Origin of the sequence: Bradyrhizobium sp. Gha (genome assembly GCF_900113735.1) — a bacterium.
Taxonomy (GTDB): domain Bacteria; phylum Pseudomonadota; class Alphaproteobacteria; order Rhizobiales; family Xanthobacteraceae; genus Bradyrhizobium.
Window position 1 is genome coordinate 40576 of the sequence record NZ_FOQM01000034.1, and the last position, 21975, is coordinate 62550.

Sequence of the window (21975 nt, forward strand, 5' to 3'; positions counted from 1 at the left end):
TCTACTCCACTGGGCGGACCATAGCCCGCCCGCCGCAATGGCGCTATCACAGCGCCCTCATAAGGTGAATGCCTGACCATGCCTGAATTGCCCGAAGTCGAGACCGTTCGCCGCGGCCTTCAGCCGGTCATGGAGGGTGCGAAAATCGTGGTGGCGGAGGCCCGCCGGCCGGATCTTCGCTTTCCGTTCCAGCCCGATTTCGTCGCCCGGCTCCAGGGACAGATCGTCACGGGGCTCGGCCGCCGTGCAAAATATCTCATGGCCGATCTCGCCTCCGGTGACGTGCTGCTGATGCATCTGGGCATGTCGGGCTCGTTTCGCGTCATCAAGCCCGACAACGAGGCTGCATCAGGCGAGTTTCACTATCCAAGGGGCAAAGACTCCGCGCACGACCACGTGCTGTTTCGGATGTCCTCGGGCGCCGACATCGTTTTCAACGATCCGCGCCGCTTCGGCTACATGAAAGTGATCGCGCGCAATGCGCTCGAGGAGGAGCCGCTGTTGCGCGGGCTCGGCCCCGAGCCGCTCGGCAACGAATTCGACGCGGCGATGCTGGCGCGCGCCTGCCAGGACAAGGCCACCAGCCTGAAGGCAGCACTGCTCGACCAACGCGTTGTCGCGGGCCTCGGCAACATCTATGTCTGCGAGGCCCTGCACCGCTCGCATCTGTCGCCGCGCCGGATCGCCGCGACGCTGTCGACCAGGGCCGGACAACGCAAGGGCGTTGCCGGGGGCGAGCCGACGGATCATGCCAAGCGGCTGGTCGGCGCCATCCACACCGTGCTGAACGATGCCATCAAGGCCGGCGGCTCGTCACTACGCGACCACCGCCAGACCTCGGGCGAGCTCGGCTATTTCCAGCATTCCTTCAAGGTCTATGACCGCGAGGGCCAGACATGCACCACGCCGCGCTGCGGCGGCACGATCAAGCGGTTCACCCAGAACGGTCGCTCGACCTTCTGGTGTTCGAAGTGTCAGAAGTAGCAGACCATGCAGACGCCGCAGCTTGAGACCGAACGGCTAATCCTGCGTCCGCTCGCGTTGTCCGACGCGCCTGCGATCCAGCGCCATTTCGACAATTGGAACATCATCCGGCATCTCTCGACCGTCGTGCCCTGGCCTTATCCCGCTGACGGGGCGAAGACCTTCATCGAGCAGCAGTTCGACAAGGTCTCGGCCGGCGAGGAGATTCATCTCTGGGTGCTGGTGCTGAAGGGCGGCGACGGCGAGGCGATCGGCAACATCCACCTGCGGCCGCGCGCCGAAGGCTTGAAAGGCAATCGCGGCTTCCGGCTGGCCGAGCCCTATTGGCGGCGCGGCTTGATGACGGAGGCGATCGCCGCGGTGAACGATTTCGCCTTCCTCACCCTCGGCCTCGATCATTTCCACGTCTGCAACGCCGCCACCAACGAAGCCTCGCGCCGGGTCAAGCAGAAGACCGGCGCGGAGTTCGTCGGCTTCATCGAGCTGCCGCATCACGGCGGACAGTCGAAATCCGAGCGATGGATCGTGCGGCGTGAGGCTTGGTTGCGCGGCAGGGTGTGAGGCCCGGCCGGAGCTTGACGAAATTTGACCCGAGCGAAGCCGTTTCCGTCGCACGGCCGTTTTCCCCGAGGAGTCAAATGCCTGCATGTCGCCACCGGTCGCCATGGCTCGGAAGCGCTTCTACTGTGCATGGGGTTGTTTTCAAAAAAGCGAAGCGAAGCCATCCGGCCGGGCTGCCGGCCGGAGGGCTTAACCTACTTTCGCACGCAGATGACGCGCACGACGGCGGTCTTTGCATCCGTCGACGTGCCGTTTGCGGTGACCGCGTTCGCCTTCAGGAAATCGCGCACCGTGTCCGCGGAGACCATCACCGCTTGTGAGGCGGGCACCGCGGTTGCAGGACCTGCGACCATCGCCGGCTTCAACAGCGCGACGCCGGCGAACTTGCCGTCGCCGTCGATGGCCGGGCTGCCGGAGAAGCCGACGGCCGGCGCTGGAGACAGCGCGGAATCGCCGGACGTCACCTGCGCCAGCGCGCTTTTGATGCTCGACACGCCGGCTGCGCCGCCCTGGTTTTGCGGATCGGCGATGCCGACGATATCGACGACGGTCTTCGCCGCGCCGCCGGCGAGGCTGAGCGGCGTCAGGCCGCGGGCGCCATAGATGTGCAGCAGCGCGAGATCGTGCTCCTTGTCCTCGGCGATCCGATCGGCGTTGCCGTAGCCGCCGATGGTGATGGCGAGACAGGAATCGGTGACGAGACGATCCGCCAGAATCGCGCCGTCGTCGCTGACGACGACGCCGGTGCCGTATTCGACCGTCTTGCGTGGCGGCGGTCCGGCTTGTGGGGCCGATGGAAACGCATTGAACGCGCTCGACATCGCGATCACGACCGGCTCGACCGTGTTCTCGGTCGCCTGGTCGTACAGAATGGTCATGATGCGGACTTCGTCGCCCTTGAAGGTGCCGCGCACATAAAACTTCTTCAGGCCCTGCAACCCCGACAGCACGAAGAAGTCGGGCTTCACCACGGAGTAGTCGACCTTGCGTCCGGCCGGCTCCTTCTTCTCGGTTTCAGCGAGCTTTGCCGTGGTCGGGTTCGCCTCCTTGCGGCGGCTCAGCAGCACCTGAACCGTGCCGTTCGGCGCGGTCCATTTCGAGCCGTTCGCGTCGGTGACCTGCTGCGGCACCAGTTTGGAGGGGATGCCAAGCCGCGCGCCGCTCGTCATCTCCGTCACGATTTTCCACCCCACGCTGTCCTGCTTGCGCCGCGCCGTTTCGGCGAGCGCCGCGCGCTCCTGCGGATTGAGCACGCCGGTCGGCTTGCCGCCCTTGGCCTTCTGGTACTCCTTGATGGCATCGACCATGCGCGAGCTGACATCGCCGGTAATGGCGCCGTTATATTCGCCGACCCAGGCGAGGTCGGATTGCAGCGACAGTCGCTCGGCCTGCGCCATCGGGTCGGCCGTTTCCGACGGCGTTTGCAGGGCGGGCGGCTTGATCGGAACGGTCTGGACCACCTTGGGCTTGGTGCCGGGCAGCTGTGGTGTGGTCATCTGGGCGCCGGCGCATGTGCCTGACGCCAACATCAGTGTTGCTGCAAGCATCGATCTCATGACAAATCCAGCCAGCCCATTGAACGCGCTGCCATTGAAGCACATCTCGTTGGTCGCGAACAATGTTGGGGTGGTTCAGGAGTAAGAGAAGGTGCTGAGCCCGGACGAACTCGAACGCTATGCCCGCCATATCGTGCTGCGCGATGTCGGGGGCCCTGGCCAGGCCGCGCTGAAGCGGGCCTCGGTGCTGGTGATCGGCGCCGGCGGTCTCGGCGCGCCTGCTCTGATGTATCTGGCCGCCGCCGGCATCGGAACACTTGGCGTGGTCGATGACGACGTGGTGTCGCTGTCCAACCTTCAGCGCCAGGTGATCCACACGACGCCTGATATCGGCCGGCACAAGGTCGAGAGCGCGGCCGAGCGGATCGCGGCGCTCAATCCGCATGTCCGTTTCGTCGGCCACGCCACCTGGCTCAATGCCGACAATGCGCTGAGCCTGATCGGCGACTATGATCTCGTGCTCGACGGGTCCGACAATTTCTCGACGCGCTATCTGGCTTCCGACGCCTGCTTCTTCGCGAAACGGCCGCTGATCACGGCGGCGCTCGGCACCTTCGATGGTTCACTCACCACGATCCGTGCGCATGAAAAGGACGAGCAGGGCGAATTCAATCCGACCTATCGTTGCCTGTTTCCGGAAGCGCCGCCGCCCGGCACCGTGCCGGCCTGCGCGGAAGCCGGTGTCATGGGGGCGCTTGCCGGTGTCATGGGTTCGATGATGGCGCTGGAGGCGATCCGCGAGATCGTCGGTTTCGGCGACGGCCTGGTCGGCCGCCTCCTGATGATCGATGCACGCGCGATGCGCTTCGAGACGCTGCGTTACGCGCGCGATCCGGCCAATCCGCTCAACGGCCATGGACCCGTGATGTCAGATCTCAGTGCCCATCGCGCCTGAGCGCGACAGGTCTTTGGACCTCAGAGCATGCTCGGCAGCACGCGATCCGGCGGCTTGTGGGCGTCGAGGAAGGTGCGGATGTTGATGATCACTTTCTCGCCCATCTCGACGCGGCCTTCGATCGTGGCCGAGCCCATATGCGGCATCAACGTCACCTTGCCGGCTTTCGCAAGCCGCACCAGCTTCGGGTTGACCGCAGGTTCGTGCTCATAGACGTCAAGGCCGGCGCCGCCGATCTCGCCGCCTTCGATCAGCTTGATCAGCGTGTCTTCGTCCGTCACGCCGCCGCGCGCGGTGTTGACGATGTAGGCGTCTTTGCGGATCAGCTTCAGCCGACGCGCCGAGAGCAGATGATAGGTCGCCGGCGTGTGCGGACAGTTCACCGAGATGATGTCCATCCGCGCCAGCATCTGGTCGAGGCTTTCCCAGTAGGTCGCCCCAAGCTCTTCGGCGATGACAGGCGCCACGGGACGGCGGTTATGATAGTGGATCTGCAGGCCGAAGGCGCGGGCGCGGCGCGCGACCGCCTGGCCGATGCGGCCCATGCCGATGATGCCGAGGCGTTTGCCGCCGATGCGGTGGCCGAGCATCCAGGTCGGCGACCATCCGGCCCAGGGTTTTCCCTCCGTCAGCACCATGGCGCCTTCGATCATCCGGCGCGGTACGGCCAGGATCAGCGCCATGGTCATGTCGGCCGTGTCTTCGGTCAGGACTTTCGGCGTGTTGGTGACGGTGATGCCGCGAGCATGCGCGGCCTCGACGTCGATATTGTCCACGCCGTTGCCGAAATTGGCGATGAGGCGAAGCTTGCAGTCGGGCTGATTGACGATCTCGGCGCCGATGTGGTCGGTGACGGTCGGAACCAGGATGTCGGCGGTGCGCGCGGCTTCGGCGATCTGCTCGGCCGACATTGGTGTGTCGTCGAGATTGATGCGTGCGTCGAACAGCTCGCGCATCCGGGTCTCGATCGAGTCCGGCAGCTTGCGCGTCACCACGACGAGGGGCTTTTTCTTCACCGACATGTCCTGCCCTCATGAGGCGTTGCAGGCTGCCTCTGTCGCCAAAGGCCGGCCGTTGAGGCCTCATTAACCCGGTTGTTCGACACTGTCTTGGCCGTGTCGTCCCCGGCGTTTCCTTCAAGCTGTCCCCTACTTTCCGGCCGGAAAATCGGGGCAAACTGGTTGTTCAGATGTCCGTCCTCTCTAGCAGAAGGCCGGGCCAAGACAAGTTGGCTTAGGGAACACCCGCGTAGGGCGGGAGGGAATTGCGCGGCAGGTTTTTGGAATTCGGGGTGAGGACCTGGTTTCGCCGGTTCCTCGACAGGAGACGGGTCGATGGCGTTGGGGCGTTTTTGTTCGGTGATGGCGCTCGTTTGCACCTGGTGGAGCGCCTCGGTCGGCCCCGGGCATTCGGCGAAGGACGCCGTGACGCCCCAGACCGCCAGCGGCCTGCCGGTGCCGCGCTATGTCAGCCTCAAATCGGATCACGTGAATGTCCGCGCCGGTCCGACCAAGGACAATGACGTGGCCTGGGTCTATACCCGCTCAGGCCTGCCGGTCGAAATTACCGCGGAGTTCGAGAACTGGCGCCGGGTGCGCGATTCCGAAGGTGCCGAAGGCTGGGTCTATCATTCCCTGCTGTCGGGCCGCCGCACTGCGGTCGTCACCATGAAGCACAAGGACGAACTCGCGCCGATCTATGACCGCGCCGATGCTGACAGTGCCGTGGCCGCAAGGCTCCAGGCCGGCGTCGTCACGCAGGTGAAAAAGTGCACCACCAGCTGGTGCCACGTCAGCGGCAACGGCTTTGACGGCTGGATCCAGCAGGAGCGCCTGTGGGGCGTCTATGCGGACGAGCAGGTCAACTGAGCCGAAGCTCGAACTGCAACCTCAGCCGTCATGCCCGGGCTTTGTCCTGGGCATCCACGAACTTCTCGCTTCGCTTAGAAACGTGGACGGCCGGGACAAGCCCGGCCGTGACAGTCAAATTGTGAGCCGATCTCAGCGCTTCTTGCGCAGGCGGACGACCATGTCGATACGCGCGATCTCGTAACCATCAGGCACCTCCGGCATCTTGGACAGCGCCAGATGCGGATCCTCGATATCGACCAGCTCATGGCTGTTCTCGAGGTAGTAATGGTGGTGGGTGGTGACGTTGGTGTCGAAATAGGTCTTGGTGCCATCGACGCTGACCTGACGCAGCAGGCCGGCATCGGTCAGCTGGTTCAGCGTGTTGTAGACGGTCGCGAGCGAGACCGGGACCTTGGCCAGCGTCGCTTCCTCGTAGAGCATTTCAGCCGTGAGGTGGCGTGCACCCTTGCCGAACAGCAGCCAGCCCAAAGCCATGCGCTGGCGCGTCGGGCGCAGGCCGGCAGACTGCAGCATTTCATTGACGTCGTGCCAGGGGCAGCCGGTCAGGGCCGGCTGGCGGCCGGACAGAAGGGCCGCATGGGCGTCTTCGTCGTGACGGATCGCGTTGTTTTCGCTCATTTCCAGAATTCGGGCACGCGTGAACACTATCTATCTGCAAATATATGGACAGATAGATGCAGATGCAAGTTTCTCGCAACTAGAGCGGTTCTAATCCGAGACGGAACCGCCCGTGCCTGCCGTCATTCTACCTTCATGGGACGGCTTTGCTACCCGAAAAGGCCTGTGTTAGAGAGCGCGCGGTTCCGCTTAACCGATTTTGGCGCAGCCAGGCATTGGGGGGTCCGGCCACCGGTCGATCCGGCTCTCGGTATTGGCGCCTCGGCAATTGGTGTTGCCTCCAGGCAGCACGGGGCTCATTTTGCCAGAAACGCCACTCGACCGGGGTTAGAACAGAGGCTTCCGCATGCTGAACAGGCGCAACGGTTACGACTACGAAGATTTGCTGGCATGTGCCCGCGGCGAGATGTTCGGCCCGGGCAATGCCCAGCTGCCGCTGCCGCCGATGCTCATGTTCGACCGCATCACGGAAATCAACGACAATGGCGGCGAGTTCGGCAAAGGCGTGGTGCGCGCCGAGCTCGACGTGAAACCCGACCTCTGGTTTTTCGGCTGCCACTTCAAGAACGATCCCGTCATGCCCGGCTGCCTCGGCCTCGATGCGCTGTGGCAAATGGTCGGATTTTATCTGGGCTGGACCGGAGGCGAAGGTCGAGGCCGTGCGCTTGGTTTGAACGAATTGAAGTTCAGCGGCCAGGTGCTGCCTGAGGCCCGCAAGGTTGTGTACAACGTCGACATCAAGCGCGTGATGCGCTCAAAGCTCGTGCTCGGCATCGCCGATGGATGGCTTTCGGTCGATGACCAGATTATTTATCGCGCGAAGGATCTGAAGGTCGGCCTGTTCAAGCAGGGCACGAGCCTGGGCTGACGCGCATCACCAAGAAGACAACGATAGAGGCGAGGCTGTCATGAGGCGGGTTGTGGTCACCGGGATGGGTATCGTCTCGTCGATCGGAAACAACACCCAGGAAGTGCTTGCGAGCCTTCACGAGGCGAAGTCCGGGATTTCACGAGCCGAGAAATATGCCGAGCTTGGCTTCCGTTCGCAGGTGCAAGGTGCGCCGACGCTCGATCCCTCGACAGTGGTCGACCGCCGCGCGATGCGCTTTCTCGCTCAGGGCGCCGCTTGGAATCATGTCGCGATGGAGCAGGCCATTCAGGACTCCGGTCTATCGCCCGACGAAGTCTCCAACATCCGCACTGGCATCATCATGGGCTCCGGTGGCCCTTCGGCGCGCACCATCGTCGAAGCCGCCGACACAACCCGCGCCAAGGGGCCGAAGCGCGTCGGTCCGTTTGCCGTGCCGAAGGCGATGTCGTCCACGGCGTCGGCGACGCTCGCGACCTGGTTCAAGATCAAGGGCGTGAACTATTCGATCTCCTCGGCCTGTGCGACGTCGAACCATTGCGTCGGCAACGCCTACGAGACCATCCAGATCGGCAAGCAGGACGTCATCTTCGCCGGCGGCTGTGAGGAACTCGACTGGTCGCTGTCGGTGCTGTTCGACGCCATGGGCGCGATGTCCTCGAAGTACAACGACACGCCCGCCACCGCCTCGCGTCCCTACGACCTCAACCGCGACGGCTTCGTCATTGCCGGCGGTGCCGGCGTGCTGGTGCTGGAAGAGCTCGAGCATGCCAAGGCGCGCGGCGCGCGCATCTACGGCGAGATCGTCGGCTATGGCGCGACCTCGGACGGCTACGACATGGTCGCGCCGTCGGGTGAAGGCGCCGAGCGCTGCATGCGCATGGCGATGTCGACGGTGAAGACCAAGGTCGACTACATCAACCCGCACGCCACCTCGACGCCGGCAGGCGACCCGCCTGAGATCGACGCGCTGCGTCGGGTATTCGGCGCCGGCGAAAACTGCCCGCCGATCTCGGCGACCAAGGCGCTGACCGGCCACTCGCTCGGCGCGACCGGCGTGCAGGAGGCGATCTACTCGCTGCTGATGATGAACAACGGCTTCATCTGCGAGAGCGCGCACATCCAGGAGCTCGATCCCGTATTCGCGGACATGCCGATCGTGCGCAAGCGCATCGACAACGTCAAGATTGGCACCGTTCTGTCGAACTCGTTCGGCTTCGGCGGCACCAACGCCACGCTGGTGTTCAGCCGGATGGACGTGTGACGGCGTCGTCGACGCGTCGTTGATTTTCTCGTCATAGCCGGGAAAAGCGCGAAGCGCGTCTTCGCGCTTTTGCTCGGGCAAGAGGAAGCGGAGGTGATCCCGAGATGGAAGGTTTGATGAAAGGCAAGCGCGGTCTGATCATGGGCATCGCCAATGATCATTCGATCGCCTGGGGCATGGCCAAGACGCTGCATGCTCACGGCGCCGAGCTTGCCTTCACCTTCCAGGGCGAGGCCCTCGGCAAGCGCGTCAAGCCGCTCGCGGAATCGCTTGGCGTCGAGCTGGTGCTGCCTTGCGACGTCGAGGACATTGCCAGCGTCGATGCGACGTTCGACGTCTTGCGAAAAAAATGGGGCAAGCTCGACTTCGTCATCCACGCCATCGGCTTTGCCGACAAGAACGAGCTGAAGGGTCGCTACGCCGACACCAGCCGCGAGAATTTCTCGCGCACCATGGTGATCTCCTGCTTCTCGTTCACGGAGGTCGCAAAGCGCGCCGCCGAGCTGATGACGGACGGCGGCAGCATGATCACGCTGACCTTCGGGGCCTCGGAACGCTCGATGCCGAATTACAACGTGATGGGCGTGGCCAAGGCGGCGCTGGAAGCGTCGGTGCGCTATCTGGCCTCCGATTTCGGGCCGCGCGGAATCCGCGTCAACGCGATCTCCGCGGGCCCCATCCGCACGCTCGCCGGTTCCGGTATCGGCGAAGCGCGCGCGATGTTCGCGTTCATGCAGAAGCATTCGCCGCTCCGCCGCGGCGTCACGCTCGACGAACTCGGCGGCTCGGCGCTGTATCTGCTGTCTGATCTCTCGGGCGGCGTGACCGGCGAGATCCATTATGTCGATTCCGGCTACAACATCGTGCTGATGCCGAGGCCTGACGATTTGAAGGCGGAAGGTTAACCCGCCGCGATCGTCTCCGCGCGCTGGAACGCGGGCCGCGCCATGCAACGGGCGATATAGGCGTCGAAGGCCGGCCGCGTCGGCACCATCTTGAACAGGCGCACCGCGAAATTCAGCCCCGATCCGATCGTGATGTCGGCCGCGGAAAATTCCTCGCCGAGAATCCACGGTCCCTTTTCGAGGGCGGCCTCCAGGACATCGAACACTTGCGTCGCACTGCCCCAGGCCGCAGTCGAGGTCGGCACCTCGATCTTGGTGAAGATCTGGATGATCGCGGGCTCGATGCAGCCGGGCGAGAAGAACAGCCATTGCAGATAGCGTCCGCGGCGCGGGTCGGTCACCGCAGGTGCCAGCTTCGTCTCGGGATAGCGGTCGGCGATATAGGCGCAGATCGCGGCGGCTTCGCCGAGCGCTGCATCGCCGTCGGCGAGCGCCGGCACCTTGCCCATCGGATTGATCTTCAAATAATCCGGCGCCTTCTGCGCACCCGTCGAAATGTCGGTCAGCACCCGCTCGTAGGGCAGGCCGCTCTCTTCCATCAGCCAGAGCGCCGAGAACGAACGCGAGCGGGGCGACCAATACAGCTTGATCATGGGAGCGGACCTTCCTTCTTCCACCGGTAGTATTTCATCATGAACCCGTTCGATGGCTCGACCTCTTCCTTCTCGAACACAAAGCCCTCGCGCTCGTACCAGCGCCAGGCCCTTTCGTTCTCGCGGACGCAGCGCAGATACATCTCGTCGGGCAATTGCGTGCGCGTGAAGGCAAGCAGTTTTCGTCCGAGCGATCGTCCCTGATAGTCGGGCCCGACGAACAGCATGTCGAGATAAAGCTTCGGCAGATGCAGCGCGAGCATCGCGGCGATGGTGCCGTGATCGTCGGCGACGAACAGGCTCCAGCCGTTTTCGATCTCGCGCCGGATGCGCGCACGCAAATTGGCCAGCAGGAATTGGCTGGCCTCGGCGAGCCCGGTCGAGACCCAGCTCTCCATCCAGACGCGGCCGATCTCGTCATATTCGTCTGTGCGGGCGGGGCGGATGATGGGATCTGACATCGTGGTCTCTCAGGCCTTCTGGCCGCGCGCGGCGTGGCGCGGGCGTGCCTTGCCGGCCGACAGGCATACGACTTCGGAGATCTGCAGCAGCTGGCGGGCCAGCGGGCTGGTCTTGCGCCAGACCATGCCGATGGTGCGCGACGGTTCGGGGTCGCGGAAGCGCGACAGCGAGACCGAAGCCGACCGCGTCTCCACCGATACCGCCATCTCCGGAATCAGGGTGACACCGATGCCGGCGCTGACCATCTGGACCAGCGTCGACAGCGAATTCGCATCCAGCATCTCGCGCGGCGGCGCCGACTGCATGTTGCAGAACGACAGCGCCTGATCGCGGAAGCAATGGCCTTCTTCGAGCAGCAACAGCCGCATCTCGCGCATCATCTCGCGTGATGGCGCTGGCGTGCCCGCATCCGTGCCCGGCCGCACCAGCAGGAATTTCTCCTCGAACAGGGCGACCTCGGTGAGCGAGGGCTCGGAGACCGGCAGCGCGACGATCGCGGTATCGAGCCGGCCTTCCACCAGTTCCTGGATGAGCCGCGGCGTCATGGTCTCGCGCACCCGGATGTCGAGCTCCGGATGCATGCGCGTGAGGTTCTTGGTGATCTTGGGCAGGAGATACGGCGCGATGGTCGGGATCATGCCGATGCGCAGGCGGCCCGCAAACCGGTCCTGCGAGGCGCGGGCAAAATCGCCGAGCTCATCGACCGAGCGCAGGATATCGCGCACGCGCTGGGCGAGCTCCTCGCCGAACCGGGTCAGCGCCACCTGGCGCGCGCTGCGCTCCAGCAGCAGCCCGCCGAGCGCCTCCTCCAATTCCTTGATCTGCATCGACAGCGCCGGCTGCGAGATGGAGCAAGCCTCCGCGGCGCGGCCGAAATGGCCATGGCGCGCCAATGCGTCGAAATATCGCAGCTGGCGCAGCGTCAGATTGATCATCAGAAAAACCTATCGCAGCGATCATTAAAGTCAACTTCCCCTGATCGAAGGTGACGCTTAGAGTGGTTCGACCTGGTCAATGGCGCCGATACGGCGCCACCAGAGGAGGTATTCATGGACGACACTTCGAAGTGCCCGTTTTCGGGCGGCAAACGCGTGCCAGCAAACCGCGACTGGTGGCCCACCAATCTCAGCATCGAGATGCTGCACAAGAATTCCAGCCTGTCCGATCCGATGGGCAAGGAATTCGACTATGCCAAGGAATTCAAAACGCTCGACCTGAACGCGGTCATCAAGGACCTGACCGCTCTGATGACGGATTCACAGGAATGGTGGCCGGCCGATTTCGGTCACTATGGCGGCCTCATGATCCGCATGGCCTGGCACAGCGCGGGCACCTACCGCATCACCGACGGCCGCGGCGGCGCCGGTGCCGGCCAGCAGCGTTTCGCTCCCCTCAACTCCTGGCCCGATAACGCCAACCTCGACAAGGCGCGTCGGCTGCTCTGGCCGATCAAGCAGAAATACGGCCGCAAGATTTCCTGGGCCGACCTGATGGTGCTCGCCGGCAACGTCGCGCTGGAGTCGATGGGCTTCAAGACCTTCGGCTTCGCCGGTGGCCGTGCCGACGTCTGGGAGCCGGAAGAGCTCTATTGGGGGCCGGAAGGCACCTGGCTCGGCGACGAGCGCTACAGCGGCGAGCGCCAGCTCGCCGAGCCGCTGGGCGCGGTGCAGATGGGCCTCATCTACGTCAACCCGGAAGGTCCGAACGGCAAGCCGGATCCGATCGCCGCGGCCAAGGATATCCGCGAGACCTTCTTCCGCATGGCGATGAACGACGAGGAAACCGTTGCGCTGATCGCCGGCGGCCACACCTTCGGCAAGACGCACGGCGCGGGCGATCCGTCGCTGGTCGGTCCCGAACCGGAAGCGGGCGCGCTGGAGGATCAAGGCCTCGGCTGGAAGAGCAAGCACGCCTCGGGCCTTGCTGGCGATTCGATCACCAGCGGTCTCGAAGTGACCTGGACGACGACGCCGACGAAGTGGAGCAACAATTTCTTCGAGAACCTGTTCAAGTACGAATGGGAGCTGACGAAGAGCCCCGGTGGGGCGAACCAGTGGACGGCCAAGGGTGCCGATGCGGTCATTCCGGATCCCTTCGACAAGTCGAAGAAACATCGCCCGACGATGTTGACCACCGATCTCTCGCTGCGCTTCGATCCGGCCTATGAGAAGATCTCGCGCCGCTTCCTCGAAAACCCGGACCAGTTCGCGGACGCGTTCGCCCGCGCCTGGTTCAAGCTGACCCACCGCGACATGGGTCCGATCCAGCGCTATCTCGGCCCGCTGGTGCCGAAGGAGACGCTGATCTGGCAGGATCCGATCCCGGCGGTGGACCACGAGCTGGTGAACGAGCAGGACATTGCTGCGCTGAAGACCAAGATCCTGGCTTCGGGGCTCTCTGTCTCCGAGCTGGTCTCGACCGCCTGGGCGTCGGCCTCGACGTTCCGCGGCTCGGACAAGCGCGGCGGCGCCAACGGTGCGCGCATCCGTCTTGCTCCGCAGAAGGACTGGGAGGTGAACCAGCCGGCTCAGCTCTCGAAGGTGCTCGGCAAGCTCGAAGCGATCCAGAAGGACTTCAACGCGGGCGCGAAGAAGGTCTCGATCGCCGACCTGATCGTGCTCGGCGGCACTGCCGCAGTCGAGAAGGCCGCCAAGGATGCCGGCGTCGACGTGAAGGTCGGCTTCACGCCCGGCCGCATGGATGCGTCGCAGGAGCAGACCGACGCTGCCTCCTTTGCTCCGCTGGAACCGCGGGCCGATGGCTTCCGCAACTATGTCGGCAAGAAGCATCAGTTCCTGCGGGAGGAAGAGGCGCTCGTCGATCGCGCGCAGCTTCTCAAGCTCACCGGTCCCGAGCTGACGGTGCTGGTCGGCGGCCTGCGCGTGCTCGGTGCCAATGCGAACGGGTCGAAGCACGGCGTCTTCACCTCCAAGGTGGGCACGCTCTCCAACGACTACTTCGTCAACCTGCTCGACATGAGCACGGCGTGGACGCCGGTTGCTGACGGCTCCTACGAGGGTCGCGACCGCAAGACCAACGCGGTGAAGTGGACCGGCACGCGCGCCGATCTGATCTTCGGCTCGCACTCGCAGCTCCGCGCCTTCGCCGAGGTCTATGCCTCGTCCGATGCCAAGCAGCAGTTCGTGCACGACTTCGCCAAGGCCTGGACCAAGGTGATGAACCTCGACCGCTTCGACCTCGCGGCGTGAGTTGTTGCACCTCTCCCGCCTGCGGGAGAGGTCGACGCGCGAAGTGCGGCGGGTGAGGGCTCTCTCCTCATTGGGAATCTCTCCGCGGAAGCACCCCTCTCCCCGACCCTCTCCCGCAAGCGGGAGAGGGGGCGCAGATCGCGCCCGAAGCGAACACAAACGAAAAGGGCGGCCTCTCGGCCGCCCTTTGTGTTTCTGAGTTGGGGCTTTGAGCGATTACTCGCCGGCCGCTTCGCGCGGGGCCTTCTCGCCCTCGCCGCCCCTGTCCTTGCCTTCGAGGTCTTCGCCGGTGGTCTGGTCGACGACCTTCATCGAGAGGCGGGTCTTGCCGCGATCGTCGAAGCCGAGCAGCTTGACCTTGACCTTGTCGCCTTCCTTGACGACGTCGGAGGTCTTCTGCACCCGGTTGGCCGCGAGCTGGCTGATGTGGACGAGACCGTCCTTGGAGCCGAAGAAGTTCACGAAGGCGCCGAACTCCATGACCTTGACGACGGTGCCGTCATAGATCTGGCCGACTTCCGGATCGGAGGCGATCGACTTGATCCACTTGATCGCGGCCTTCATCGCTTCGCCGTCGGAGGAGGCGACCTTCACGGTGCCGTCGTCCTCGATGTTGACCTTGGCGCCGGTCTTCTCGACGATCTCGCGGATCACCTTGCCGCCGGTGCCGATCACTTCGCGGATCTTGTCGGTGGCGATCTTGAAGGTCTCGATGCGCGGCGCGTATTCGCCGAGCTCGGCGCGGGCGTTGGTGAGCGCCTTGGCCATCTCGCCGAGGATGTGGATACGACCATCCTTGGCCTGGGCCAGCGCCACCTTCATGATCTCCTCGGTGATGCCCTCGATCTTGATGTCCATCTGGAGCGAGGTGATACCCTGTTCGGTACCCGCGACCTTGAAATCCATGTCGCCGAGATGATCTTCGTCGCCGAGGATGTCAGAGAGAACCGCGAAGCGCTTGTCTTCGAGGATCAGGCCCATTGCGATGCCCGCGGTCGGCCGCTTCAACGGCACGCCGGCATCCATCAGCGCGAGCGAGGCCCCGCAGACCGAAGCCATCGAGGACGAGCCGTTCGATTCGGTGATCTCCGACACCACGCGCGTGGTGTAGGGGAATTCGTGATGCGGCGGCAGCACCGGGTGGATCGCGCGCCAGGCGAGCTTGCCATGGCCGATCTCGCGGCGCTTGGTGCCGCCGAGGCGACCGGTCTCACCGACCGAGTAGGGAGGGAAGTTGTAGTGCAGCAGGAACGTCTCTTTGTACGTTCCCGACAGCGCGTCGATGTACTGCTCGTCCTCGCCGGTGCCGAGCGTGGTCACGACCATCGCCTGGGTCTCGCCGCGGGTGAACAGCGCCGAGCCGTGGGCGCGGGGCAGCACGCCGACTTCGGCGACGATGTTGCGCACGGTCTTCGAGTCACGGCCGTCGATGCGCTTGCCGGTGTCGAGGATGTTCCAGCGAACGATCTTCGCCTCGAGCTCCTTGAACACGGCGCTGATGCGCAGCTTGTCGTATTTCGGCTCCTGCCCTTCCGGGAAGTAGTGGGCGATCACCTTTTCCTTGACCTTGCCGACCGCGGCGTAGCGATCCTGCTTGACCGGAATGGCGTAGGCGGAACGCAGCTCCTGCTCCACGAGGCCGAGCATTTCCTTCTCGAGCGCGGAATTGTCGATGACGGTGACCTCGCGCGGCTCCTTGGCGGCCTTCTCGGCGAGCTCGATGATCGCCTTGATGACCGGCTGGAAGTGGCGGTGACCGAACATCACGGCGCCGAGCATGATGTCTTCGTTCAGCTCCTTGGCTTCCGATTCCACCATCAGCACGGCATCGGCGGTGCCGGCGACGACGAGGTCGAGCTGGGTGTCGGCCATCTCGTCGAGCGTCGGGTTGAGGATGAACTCGTCATTGGCGAAGCCGACGCGGGCGGCGCCGATCGGGCCCTTGAACGGCGCGCCTGACAGTGTCAGCGCGGCGGAGGAGGCCACCAGCGCGACGATGTCGGGATCGTTCTCCATGTCGTGCGACAGCACGGTGGCGATCACCTGGGTCTCGTTGCGCCAGCCGTCGACGAACAGCGGACGGATCGGACGGTCGATCAGGCGGGAGACCAGCGTCTCCTTCTCGGTCGGACGGCCCTCGCGCTTGAAATAGCCGCCGGGAATGCGGCCAGCTGCGTAGGTCTTTTCCTGGTAGTCGACGGTCAGCGGCAGGAAGTCGACGCCTTCACGCGGCGCCTTCGCCGCAACGACGGTGGCGAGCACCACGGTCTCGCCATAGGTGGCGATGACGGCGCCGTCGGCCTGGCGTGCGATCTTGCCGGTTTCGAGCTTGAGTGGGCGTCCGCCCCAGTCGATCTCGACTGAATGCTTATTGAACATAGTGGTCTTCTTTCATGGGTTCTCGAAAGAAGGGACGGCTCGAAAAACAAAAACCATGTCAAGATTGCAGGACGCTGATCGGAGCGGGCGATCAGCGTCCTGCGATCCTGCCATGGTTTTTGGATGTCGGATGGCGTCCATCCTTTCGGGTCATACGGGCACCTTGCCCGTTGCGCCCAGCCGCCGGATTGCTGCTGGACTGTCAGTCGGCACGTTCGCGAACACCGCACCGCGGTCTTCGCTGATCATGCCCCGGATGCGAAGCCTCATTGGCCCGCACCGGACGCACGCGTGAGCCTCGATCAAAAACCTTGAAACAGGCGCTTTCGCTCGAAACCACGCGCTAAAACGCGCGCCAGTGGCGCGCGCAGGAACTCTTAACGACGAATGTTGTGCTTCTCGAGCAGCGCCTTGTAACGCGCCTCGTCCCGCTTCTTCAGGTAGTCGAGGAGCGAACGGCGGGTCGAGACCAGCTTCAGGAGGCCACGACGCGAATGGTTGTCCTTCACGTGGGTCTTGAAGTGGTTGGTCAGGTTGTTGATGCGTTCCGACAGGATCGCGACCTGAACCTCCGGCGAGCCGGTGTCGCCGGCCTTGGTGGCATTCGTCTTGATGACTTCCGCTTTGCGTTCTGCGGCAATCGACATCGTCAATTTCTCTCGTTGCGACCGGTTGAGGCAGTCAAGCCGGTCAGGTTGAACACACGCTTGGGGATGATTTCGCCATTGCCAACTTCGGCAAGCGCCAAAAGACGGCCTGCCACCGTGACATAGACTGTGCCGCTACTTGTGGGCGCATCCCGTCCGCGCAACAAAACGGCTTGGCCCCGATGGAGCCTTGCCGCATCAGCCCGAGTGACGGCCAGTGCCGGGATGTCGTCCAGCGCGGTCTCAACAGGCATCAGCGCGTCGGCGAGGTTTCCCTCGCCGGACGCGGCTCTATCGCACAAAGCCTCCAACTGATCCAGCGGAATCATGTCATTTTCGCCAAACGGGCCGACCAGGGTCCGCCTGAGCGCGCAAATATGGCCGAAAGTGCCGAGAATCCGGCCCATATCGCGGGCGAGCGCACGGACATAGGTCCCCTTGCCGCACTCGGCCTCGAAGACAGCCCGATCGTTATCTGGTTGATCTACAAGGGTTAAATGGTGAATTTCGACCGGACGGGCAGCCAGCTCCACGACCTCGCCGTCACGGGCGAGATCATAGGCCCGCTCGCCCTGGACCTTGATCGCCGAATAGCGCGGCGGAACCTGCTCGACCACACCGGTAAATCGAGGCAGCAGGGCGAGGATGGCCTCGCGGCTCGGGCGCTGATCCGATGTTGCGGTGACCTGGCCCTCGGTGTCGTCGGTGTCGCGCTCCTCGCCCCAGCTCACGGTGAATCGGTAGCGCTTGCGGCCGTCCATGACGAAGGGAACCGTTTTGGTGGCTTCGCCGAGCGCGATCGGCAGGCCGCCCGATGCGAGCGGATCGAGCGTGCCGGCGTGGCCCGCGCGCTTGGCGTTGAACAGGCGCTTGAGCACGGCAACCGCCTGCGTCGAGGTCATCCCGATCGGCTTGTCGAGCACGACCCAGCCGTGCACGTCGCGCCGGTCGCGGCGCGGCTGATTGCCCTTCTGCTTGCCCGCGCGCGGATCGTTGTTGACGCGACGCGCCTCGTGATGCGGTTGAGCATTGCCGCCGGCATCTGCAAAATTATTTCGCTGCAGGTCGCGCGTATCGGTCTCGTCGCTGCCGATCGCGCCGTGAGCGGGGTCCATCATCATTGCTCTTCTTCCCGATCCGTCTCCGGATCCTGTTCCGGATTCTTGTCCAAGTCCTTCTGCACCGCAGGTGTTCGCAAAAGCTTCTCGATCCGTTCCGCTTCGTCGAATCGCTCGTCGACGCGGAAGCGAATATCAGGTGCAAATTTCAGGTTAACGCGCCGCGCGACTTCGCCGCGCAGGAATTTCTTGTTGCGGTCGAGCGCAGCGATGACGAGCTCGGTGTCGCGGCCACCCAGCGGCATCACGTAGATCGTCGCGAGCTTCAGGTCGGGCGACATCCGCACCTCCGGCACGGTGATGATGTGACCTTCCAGGTCCGCATCATGCACGCTGCCTTGCGCCAGAATCTCGGCTATCGCGTGGCGAACCTGCTCGGCGACGCGCAGCTGACGCTGCGAGCCGCCGGGCGCGGAACTCTTCTTCTGATGATGGCGCGGCATGGTCGAAAATCACCTCGTCGTGCCCGCGTTGGGACACGAGCATTGTCGTTTGTCCTGTGAAACGAATGAGGCGCGGATGGCCGGAAAAATCCGGCCATCGCACTCCCGCAATTTCAGCTCAAAAAGATCCGGACGCTTCGGTAAGATTTGGACTTACAGGGAGCGCTGGATCGTCTCCACGCGATAACACTCGATGACATCGCCTGCGCGCATGTCGTGGTAGTTCTCGAAGGCCATGCCGCATTCCTGACCGGACTGGACTTCCTTCACTTCGTCCTTGAAGCGCTTCAGCGTCGACAGCTTGCCTTCGTGCACGACGACGTTGTCGCGGATCAGGCGCACATTGGCGCCGCGTTCCACGGTGCCGTCGGTGACGCGGCAGCCGGCCACCTTGCCGACCTTGGAGATGTTGAAGATCTCCAGGATCGAGGCATTGCCCAGCATGGTTTCGCGCAAGGTCGGCGCGAGCAGACCGCTCATCGCCTTCTTCACGTCGTCCACGAGGTCGTAGATGATGTTGTAGTAACGGATCTCGATGCCGTTGCGCTTGGCGGCGGCCGCGGCCTCCTTGTTGGCACGGACCGAGAAGCCGATGATCGCGGCGTTGAAGCCTTCCGCGAGCGTCACGTCGGATTCCGAGATGCCGCCGACACCGGCATGCAGGATGCGGGCAGCGACCTCGTCGGTGCCGAGCTTCTCCAGCGAGCCGAGGATCGCTTCCAGTGAGCCCTGCACGTCGGCCTTGATGATCAGCGGGAATTCCTTGCGGCCCGCCGTTTTCAGCTGCGACATCATCTGCTCGAGCGAGCCGCGCATGCCGGAGATCGAGGCAGCCGCGTTCTCGCGCTTCTGGTGCGCGCGGTAGCTGGTGACCTGACGAGCGCGGGCTTCGTTCTCGACCACCGCGAGACGATCGCCGGCTTCCGGCGGACCGTTGAAGCCGAGCACCTCGACCGGCACCGAGGGACCGGCTTCCTGGACCGTCTCGCCCTGATCCGAGATCAGCGCGCGGACGCGGCCCATCTCGGCACCGGCGACGATGATGTCGCCGACGCGGAGCGTGCCGCGCTGGACCAGCACGGTCGCAACCGGACCACGGCCGCGGTCGAGCTTGGCCTCGATCACGGTACCTTCGGCCGGACGCTCCGAATTGGTCTTCAGCTCGAGGATGTCGGCCTGCAGCGCGATCATCTCGAGCAGCTTGTCGAGATTGGTCTTGTTCTTGGCGGACACTTCGACGTCGACGACGTCGCCGCCGAAGGATTCAACCTGCACCTCGTGTTGGAGCAGCTCGGTGCGCACGCGCTCGGGCTTGGCGTCGGGCTTGTCGATCTTGTTGATGGCAACAATGATCGGCACGCGGGCCGCCTTGGCGTGGTTGATGGCCTCGACGGTCTGCGGCATCACGCCGTCATCGGCCGCAACCACCAGCACGACGATGTCGGTGACCTTGGCGCCGCGGGCGCGCATCGCGGTGAACGCGGCGTGGCCGGGCGTGTCGATGAAGGTGATCTTCTTGCCGCTTTCGGGCGACAGCACCTGATAGGCGCCGATATGCTGCGTGATGCCGCCGGCTTCGCCGGACACAACGTTGGCATGGCGGAGCGCGTCGAGCAGCGAGGTTTTGCCGTGGTCGACGTGACCCATCACCGTCACCACCGGCGAACGCGTCTCGGTATCGGTGGAATCGTCGACGGCGTCGAACAGGCCTTCTTCAACGTCCGACGCGGCCACGCGCTTGACGGTGTGGCCGAGCTCTTCGGCGATCAGCTGCGCGGTGTCGGCGTCGATCACGTCGGTGATCTTGTGCATCGCGCCTTGCTTCATCAGCATGCGGATGACGTCGACCGCGCGCTCGGACATGCGGTTGGCGAGTTCCTGGATCGTGATCGCTTCCGGGATGACCACCTCGCGGACGAGCTTTTCCTTCGGCTCGTTGGCGGCATGGCCCTTCAGGCGCTGGGTGCGGCGGCGGAACGAGGCGATCGAACGCTCGCGGACCTCGTCGGCATTGAGCGCGGTCACGACCGTGAGGCGGCCGCGTTCCTTTTGCGGACCGGGCTTGTGGGTGGGCTTGGGGGCGACCACGGGACGTGCGGCGCCGCCGGGGCCACGGCGGATCTGGCGCGGACCATCGTCCTCGTCCGGTCCGGCTGCGACGGCGGGCGTGCGGCCCACAGGGCCTCCCGGCCTTGCGGTGGTGGTTGCCGGGCGCGCGGTGGTGGTCGCGCCCGGTCGGGCGGTGGTCGGCGCGGGGCGCGGAGCGCTGGTCGCCGGAGCGGCTGCCGCAGGACGCGCGGCAGATGCCGGCTGCTCGCCTTCGCCAAAGCGCTTCTTGGCTTCGGTCTCGGCCTTGCGCTTGGCTTCCTCCTCGTGACGGTGGCGCTCTTCCTCGGCCTTGCGGCGGGATTCGGCAGCCTCGCGCTCGGCGCGCTCGGCGGCCTCGCGGACGGCGCGGCGCTGCGCCTCTTCCTCGGCCTGGCGGCGCTCTTCGACTTCGCGCACCTTGGCATCGGCCAGCGCACTGGCGCGGGCGGACCGTTCGTCCTCGGTCAGCGTTCGGAGCACGACGCCGGAGCCGGAGTTGCGGGGCGGAGCCGGGCGCGCGGGAGCGGGTGTCGGCGCGGCCGGCGCCGGCTTCGCGACAGCCGCGGGCGCCTGCGGCTCCGGGCTGCCGTCGATACGGCGCTTGCCGCGCTTCTCGACCACGACCTGCTTGCTGCGGCCATGGCTGAAGCTCTGGCGCACAGTGCCCGTTTCGACGCGCGGCTTGAGCGATAGCGTCTTGCTCGGAACGCTCAGCTTCTTGTCGTCTGGGGTCTTGGTATCAACCATTCAGCAGTCCTAATCCTGATTTATTCAGTGTTGTGCGTTGCCGCACCGTCCTATCGGGTCGTCGTGTCTCTCAGAAATCCTGGCCGGGCTTTTCGGCAGTCTTGTCAGCGTCCGCCATCCGGTATCGGACCAGCATCTGGCTACGCGACAGGAATGACTTGCTCGCCGGGCCCGCGAGCAGGGCAGCATGTATCACATTTGACCGGGTAAGTGCCAAATCCAATTCTTCAGAGTTCAACGCGGTGACGACCGGAATCGAGGGCTGGACGCCGTCATTTCCGGCTTTTTGCCGCGCCAGCATGTCCAACTTGCGGATTCCGTCCGCGGCCCCGTCGCTGGCATGGATCAGGACCTCGGCCGTGCCTTCCCGCAAGGCGCTTTCGACCTTGCCGAAACCGGCGACGATCTGCCTCGCCTTGGCGGCGATCCCAAGGGCTTCGGTCACGCTCCGGACCAGGAGCGCCTCGATGTCGGCGGGAAGCGTCGGAGAAACGCGCAGGTCGCGTTTGAAGGCTTTGGTAAATTGGTGACGCCGAAGGGCTTCCGCAACCACTTGTCGCGACGCCGTGACCCACATGCCCCGTCCGGGCAGCTTGCGCTTGAGATCGGGAACTATATCCCCGGTGGGCGATACGACGAAGCGTATCAGCTCGTCGATCGGCCGGACCTCGCGGCTGACCGCGCACATGCGCATGGTCGCGGACCTTTCGGCCCGCGGTCCATGGTCAAGTTCGTTGTCAGTGCTGGCAAGCATCCGGGCGACATTC

At 64.4% G+C, this 21975-nt stretch carries 20 protein-coding genes; 8 read left to right on the top strand and 12 right to left on the bottom strand.

Going from position 1 to position 21975, the window contains the following annotated elements; all coding sequences use genetic code 11:
* The first annotated feature begins 78 nt into the window (after window positions 1–78).
* Together mutM and BM222_RS30775 are read left to right on the top strand one after the other, a co-directional pair.
* Window positions 79–984: a bifunctional DNA-formamidopyrimidine glycosylase/DNA-(apurinic or apyrimidinic site) lyase gene (mutM, locus tag BM222_RS30770; protein ID WP_092236753.1), complete on the top strand. Its 906-nt coding sequence runs from the start codon at window positions 79–81 to the stop codon at window positions 982–984.
* 6 nt (window positions 985–990) lie between these two features.
* Window positions 991–1545, top strand: coding sequence for a GNAT family N-acetyltransferase (locus BM222_RS30775; protein WP_092236754.1), 555 nt, complete (start codon window positions 991–993; stop codon window positions 1543–1545).
* Between the two features lie 194 nt (window positions 1546–1739).
* On the opposite strand, the gene BM222_RS30780 is transcribed toward BM222_RS30775, so the two are convergent.
* Window positions 1740–3101, bottom strand: a complete 1362-nt coding sequence (locus tag BM222_RS30780; protein WP_177243571.1) for a serine protease — start codon at window positions 3099–3101, stop codon at window positions 1740–1742.
* A 91-nt stretch (window positions 3102–3192) separates the two neighbouring features.
* Here BM222_RS30780 and BM222_RS30785 point away from each other — a divergent pair, with 91 nt between their 5' ends.
* Entirely contained in the window at window positions 3193–3996 is an 804-nt protein-coding gene (locus BM222_RS30785) for a HesA/MoeB/ThiF family protein (protein ID WP_092236755.1), read from the top strand.
* 20 nt (window positions 3997–4016) lie between these two features.
* Here BM222_RS30785 and BM222_RS30790 read toward each other — a convergent pair whose 3' ends face one another.
* A complete protein-coding gene (locus BM222_RS30790) occupies window positions 4017–5018 on the bottom strand; it encodes a 2-hydroxyacid dehydrogenase (RefSeq protein ID WP_092236756.1) in 1002 nt (333 codons plus the stop codon).
* 312 nt (window positions 5019–5330) lie between these two features.
* Between BM222_RS30790 and BM222_RS30795 the strand changes: the two genes are divergently transcribed.
* Window positions 5331–5864 (top strand): SH3 domain-containing protein, encoded by a 534-nt coding sequence (locus BM222_RS30795; RefSeq protein ID WP_092236757.1) that lies wholly within the window; start codon window positions 5331–5333, stop codon window positions 5862–5864.
* A gap of 132 nt (window positions 5865–5996) precedes the next feature.
* On the opposite strand, the gene irrA is transcribed toward BM222_RS30795, so the two are convergent.
* A complete protein-coding gene (gene irrA, locus BM222_RS30800; RefSeq protein WP_092236758.1) occupies window positions 5997–6485 on the bottom strand; it encodes an iron response transcriptional regulator IrrA in 489 nt (162 codons plus the stop codon).
* A 346-nt stretch (window positions 6486–6831) separates the two neighbouring features.
* Between irrA and fabA the strand changes: the two genes are divergently transcribed.
* From fabA to fabI, 3 genes are all read left to right on the top strand, one after another.
* Window positions 6832–7353 carry a bifunctional 3-hydroxydecanoyl-ACP dehydratase/trans-2-decenoyl-ACP isomerase gene (gene fabA / locus BM222_RS30805; protein ID WP_092236766.1) on the top strand — a complete coding sequence of 174 codons (522 nt, stop codon included), beginning with the start codon at window positions 6832–6834 and terminating at the stop codon, window positions 7351–7353.
* A gap of 40 nt (window positions 7354–7393) precedes the next feature.
* On the top strand, window positions 7394–8617 hold the full coding sequence (gene fabB / locus BM222_RS30810; RefSeq protein ID WP_092236769.1) for a beta-ketoacyl-ACP synthase I: 1224 nt from the start codon (window positions 7394–7396) through the stop codon (window positions 8615–8617).
* A 104-nt stretch (window positions 8618–8721) separates the two neighbouring features.
* Window positions 8722–9522: an enoyl-ACP reductase FabI gene (gene fabI, locus BM222_RS30815; protein WP_092236772.1), complete on the top strand. Its 801-nt coding sequence runs from the start codon at window positions 8722–8724 to the stop codon at window positions 9520–9522.
* Here the strand turns inward: fabI and BM222_RS30820 are convergent.
* From BM222_RS30820 to BM222_RS30830, 3 genes are read right to left on the bottom strand one after another with little or no spacing between them, the layout of a single operon-like run.
* Window positions 9519–10115, bottom strand: a complete 597-nt coding sequence (locus BM222_RS30820; protein WP_092236775.1) for a glutathione S-transferase family protein — start codon at window positions 10113–10115, stop codon at window positions 9519–9521. The two genes, fabI and BM222_RS30820, sit on opposite strands and share 4 nt — an antisense overlap.
* Window positions 10112–10576, bottom strand: a complete 465-nt coding sequence (locus BM222_RS30825; RefSeq protein WP_092236779.1) for a GNAT family N-acetyltransferase — start codon at window positions 10574–10576, stop codon at window positions 10112–10114. The genes BM222_RS30820 and BM222_RS30825 overlap by 4 nt, the downstream gene beginning before the upstream one ends.
* Before the next feature lie 9 nt (window positions 10577–10585).
* Complete coding sequence (locus BM222_RS30830) at window positions 10586–11512, bottom strand: hydrogen peroxide-inducible genes activator (RefSeq protein WP_092236783.1); 927 nt, start codon at window positions 11510–11512, stop codon at window positions 10586–10588.
* Window positions 11513–11626: 114 nt separating this feature from the next.
* Between BM222_RS30830 and katG the strand changes: the two genes are divergently transcribed.
* Entirely contained in the window at window positions 11627–13786 is a 2160-nt protein-coding gene (gene katG, locus BM222_RS30835; RefSeq protein WP_092236785.1) for a catalase/peroxidase HPI, read from the top strand.
* Between the two features lie 216 nt (window positions 13787–14002).
* Here the strand turns inward: katG and pnp are convergent, their stop codons facing one another.
* The 6 genes from pnp to BM222_RS30865 form a co-directional block, all read right to left on the bottom strand.
* Window positions 14003–16165 carry a polyribonucleotide nucleotidyltransferase gene (gene pnp / locus BM222_RS30840; protein ID WP_092236786.1) on the bottom strand — a complete coding sequence of 721 codons (2163 nt, stop codon included), beginning with the start codon at window positions 16163–16165 and terminating at the stop codon, window positions 14003–14005.
* Between the two features lie 377 nt (window positions 16166–16542).
* Window positions 16543–16812 carry a 30S ribosomal protein S15 gene (gene rpsO / locus BM222_RS30845; RefSeq protein WP_018644188.1) on the bottom strand — a complete coding sequence of 90 codons (270 nt, stop codon included), beginning with the start codon at window positions 16810–16812 and terminating at the stop codon, window positions 16543–16545.
* Window positions 16813–16814: 2 nt separating this feature from the next.
* Window positions 16815–17933 (bottom strand): tRNA pseudouridine(55) synthase TruB, encoded by a 1119-nt coding sequence (gene truB / locus BM222_RS30850; RefSeq protein WP_177243572.1) that lies wholly within the window; start codon window positions 17931–17933, stop codon window positions 16815–16817.
* Complete coding sequence (gene rbfA, locus BM222_RS30855; RefSeq protein WP_092236789.1) at window positions 17930–18373, bottom strand: 30S ribosome-binding factor RbfA; 444 nt, start codon at window positions 18371–18373, stop codon at window positions 17930–17932. The genes truB and rbfA overlap by 4 nt, the downstream gene beginning before the upstream one ends.
* A 153-nt stretch (window positions 18374–18526) precedes the next feature.
* Complete coding sequence (gene infB / locus BM222_RS30860) at window positions 18527–21208, bottom strand: translation initiation factor IF-2 (protein WP_092236792.1); 2682 nt, start codon at window positions 21206–21208, stop codon at window positions 18527–18529.
* A gap of 70 nt (window positions 21209–21278) precedes the next feature.
* Window positions 21279–21962, bottom strand: coding sequence for an RNA-binding protein (locus BM222_RS30865; protein WP_092236795.1), 684 nt, complete (start codon window positions 21960–21962; stop codon window positions 21279–21281).
* Window positions 21963–21975: the final 13 nt, after the last annotated feature.

What these genes read in the sequence shown, in the direction of transcription:
- mutM (WP_092236753.1), top strand. Translation starts at nt 79, where the DNA reads ATGCCTGAATTGCCCGAAGTCGAGACCGTTCGCCGCGGCCTTCAGCCG.
- BM222_RS30775 (WP_092236754.1), top strand. Translation starts at nt 991, where the DNA reads ATGCAGACGCCGCAGCTTGAGACCGAACGGCTAATCCTGCGTCCGCTC.
- BM222_RS30780 (WP_177243571.1), bottom strand. Translation starts at nt 3,101, where the DNA reads ATGAGATCGATGCTTGCAGCAACACTGATGTTGGCGTCAGGCACATGC.
- BM222_RS30790 (WP_092236756.1), bottom strand. Translation starts at nt 5,018, where the DNA reads ATGTCGGTGAAGAAAAAGCCCCTCGTCGTGGTGACGCGCAAGCTGCCG.
- BM222_RS30795 (WP_092236757.1), top strand. Translation starts at nt 5,331, where the DNA reads ATGGCGTTGGGGCGTTTTTGTTCGGTGATGGCGCTCGTTTGCACCTGG.
- irrA (WP_092236758.1), bottom strand. Translation starts at nt 6,485, where the DNA reads ATGAGCGAAAACAACGCGATCCGTCACGACGAAGACGCCCATGCGGCC.
- fabA (WP_092236766.1), top strand. Translation starts at nt 6,832, where the DNA reads ATGCTGAACAGGCGCAACGGTTACGACTACGAAGATTTGCTGGCATGT.
- fabB (WP_092236769.1), top strand. Translation starts at nt 7,394, where the DNA reads ATGAGGCGGGTTGTGGTCACCGGGATGGGTATCGTCTCGTCGATCGGA.
- fabI (WP_092236772.1), top strand. Translation starts at nt 8,722, where the DNA reads ATGGAAGGTTTGATGAAAGGCAAGCGCGGTCTGATCATGGGCATCGCC.
- BM222_RS30820 (WP_092236775.1), bottom strand. Translation starts at nt 10,115, where the DNA reads ATGATCAAGCTGTATTGGTCGCCCCGCTCGCGTTCGTTCTCGGCGCTC.
- BM222_RS30825 (WP_092236779.1), bottom strand. Translation starts at nt 10,576, where the DNA reads ATGTCAGATCCCATCATCCGCCCCGCCCGCACAGACGAATATGACGAG.
- BM222_RS30830 (WP_092236783.1), bottom strand. Translation starts at nt 11,512, where the DNA reads ATGATCAATCTGACGCTGCGCCAGCTGCGATATTTCGACGCATTGGCG.
- katG (WP_092236785.1), top strand. Translation starts at nt 11,627, where the DNA reads ATGGACGACACTTCGAAGTGCCCGTTTTCGGGCGGCAAACGCGTGCCA.
- pnp (WP_092236786.1), bottom strand. Translation starts at nt 16,165, where the DNA reads ATGTTCAATAAGCATTCAGTCGAGATCGACTGGGGCGGACGCCCACTC.
- rpsO (WP_018644188.1), bottom strand. Translation starts at nt 16,812, where the DNA reads ATGTCGATTGCCGCAGAACGCAAAGCGGAAGTCATCAAGACGAATGCC.
- truB (WP_177243572.1), bottom strand. Translation starts at nt 17,933, where the DNA reads ATGATGATGGACCCCGCTCACGGCGCGATCGGCAGCGACGAGACCGAT.
- rbfA (WP_092236789.1), bottom strand. Translation starts at nt 18,373, where the DNA reads ATGCCGCGCCATCATCAGAAGAAGAGTTCCGCGCCCGGCGGCTCGCAG.
- infB (WP_092236792.1), bottom strand. Translation starts at nt 21,208, where the DNA reads ATGGTTGATACCAAGACCCCAGACGACAAGAAGCTGAGCGTTCCGAGC.
- BM222_RS30865 (WP_092236795.1), bottom strand. Translation starts at nt 21,962, where the DNA reads ATGCTTGCCAGCACTGACAACGAACTTGACCATGGACCGCGGGCCGAA.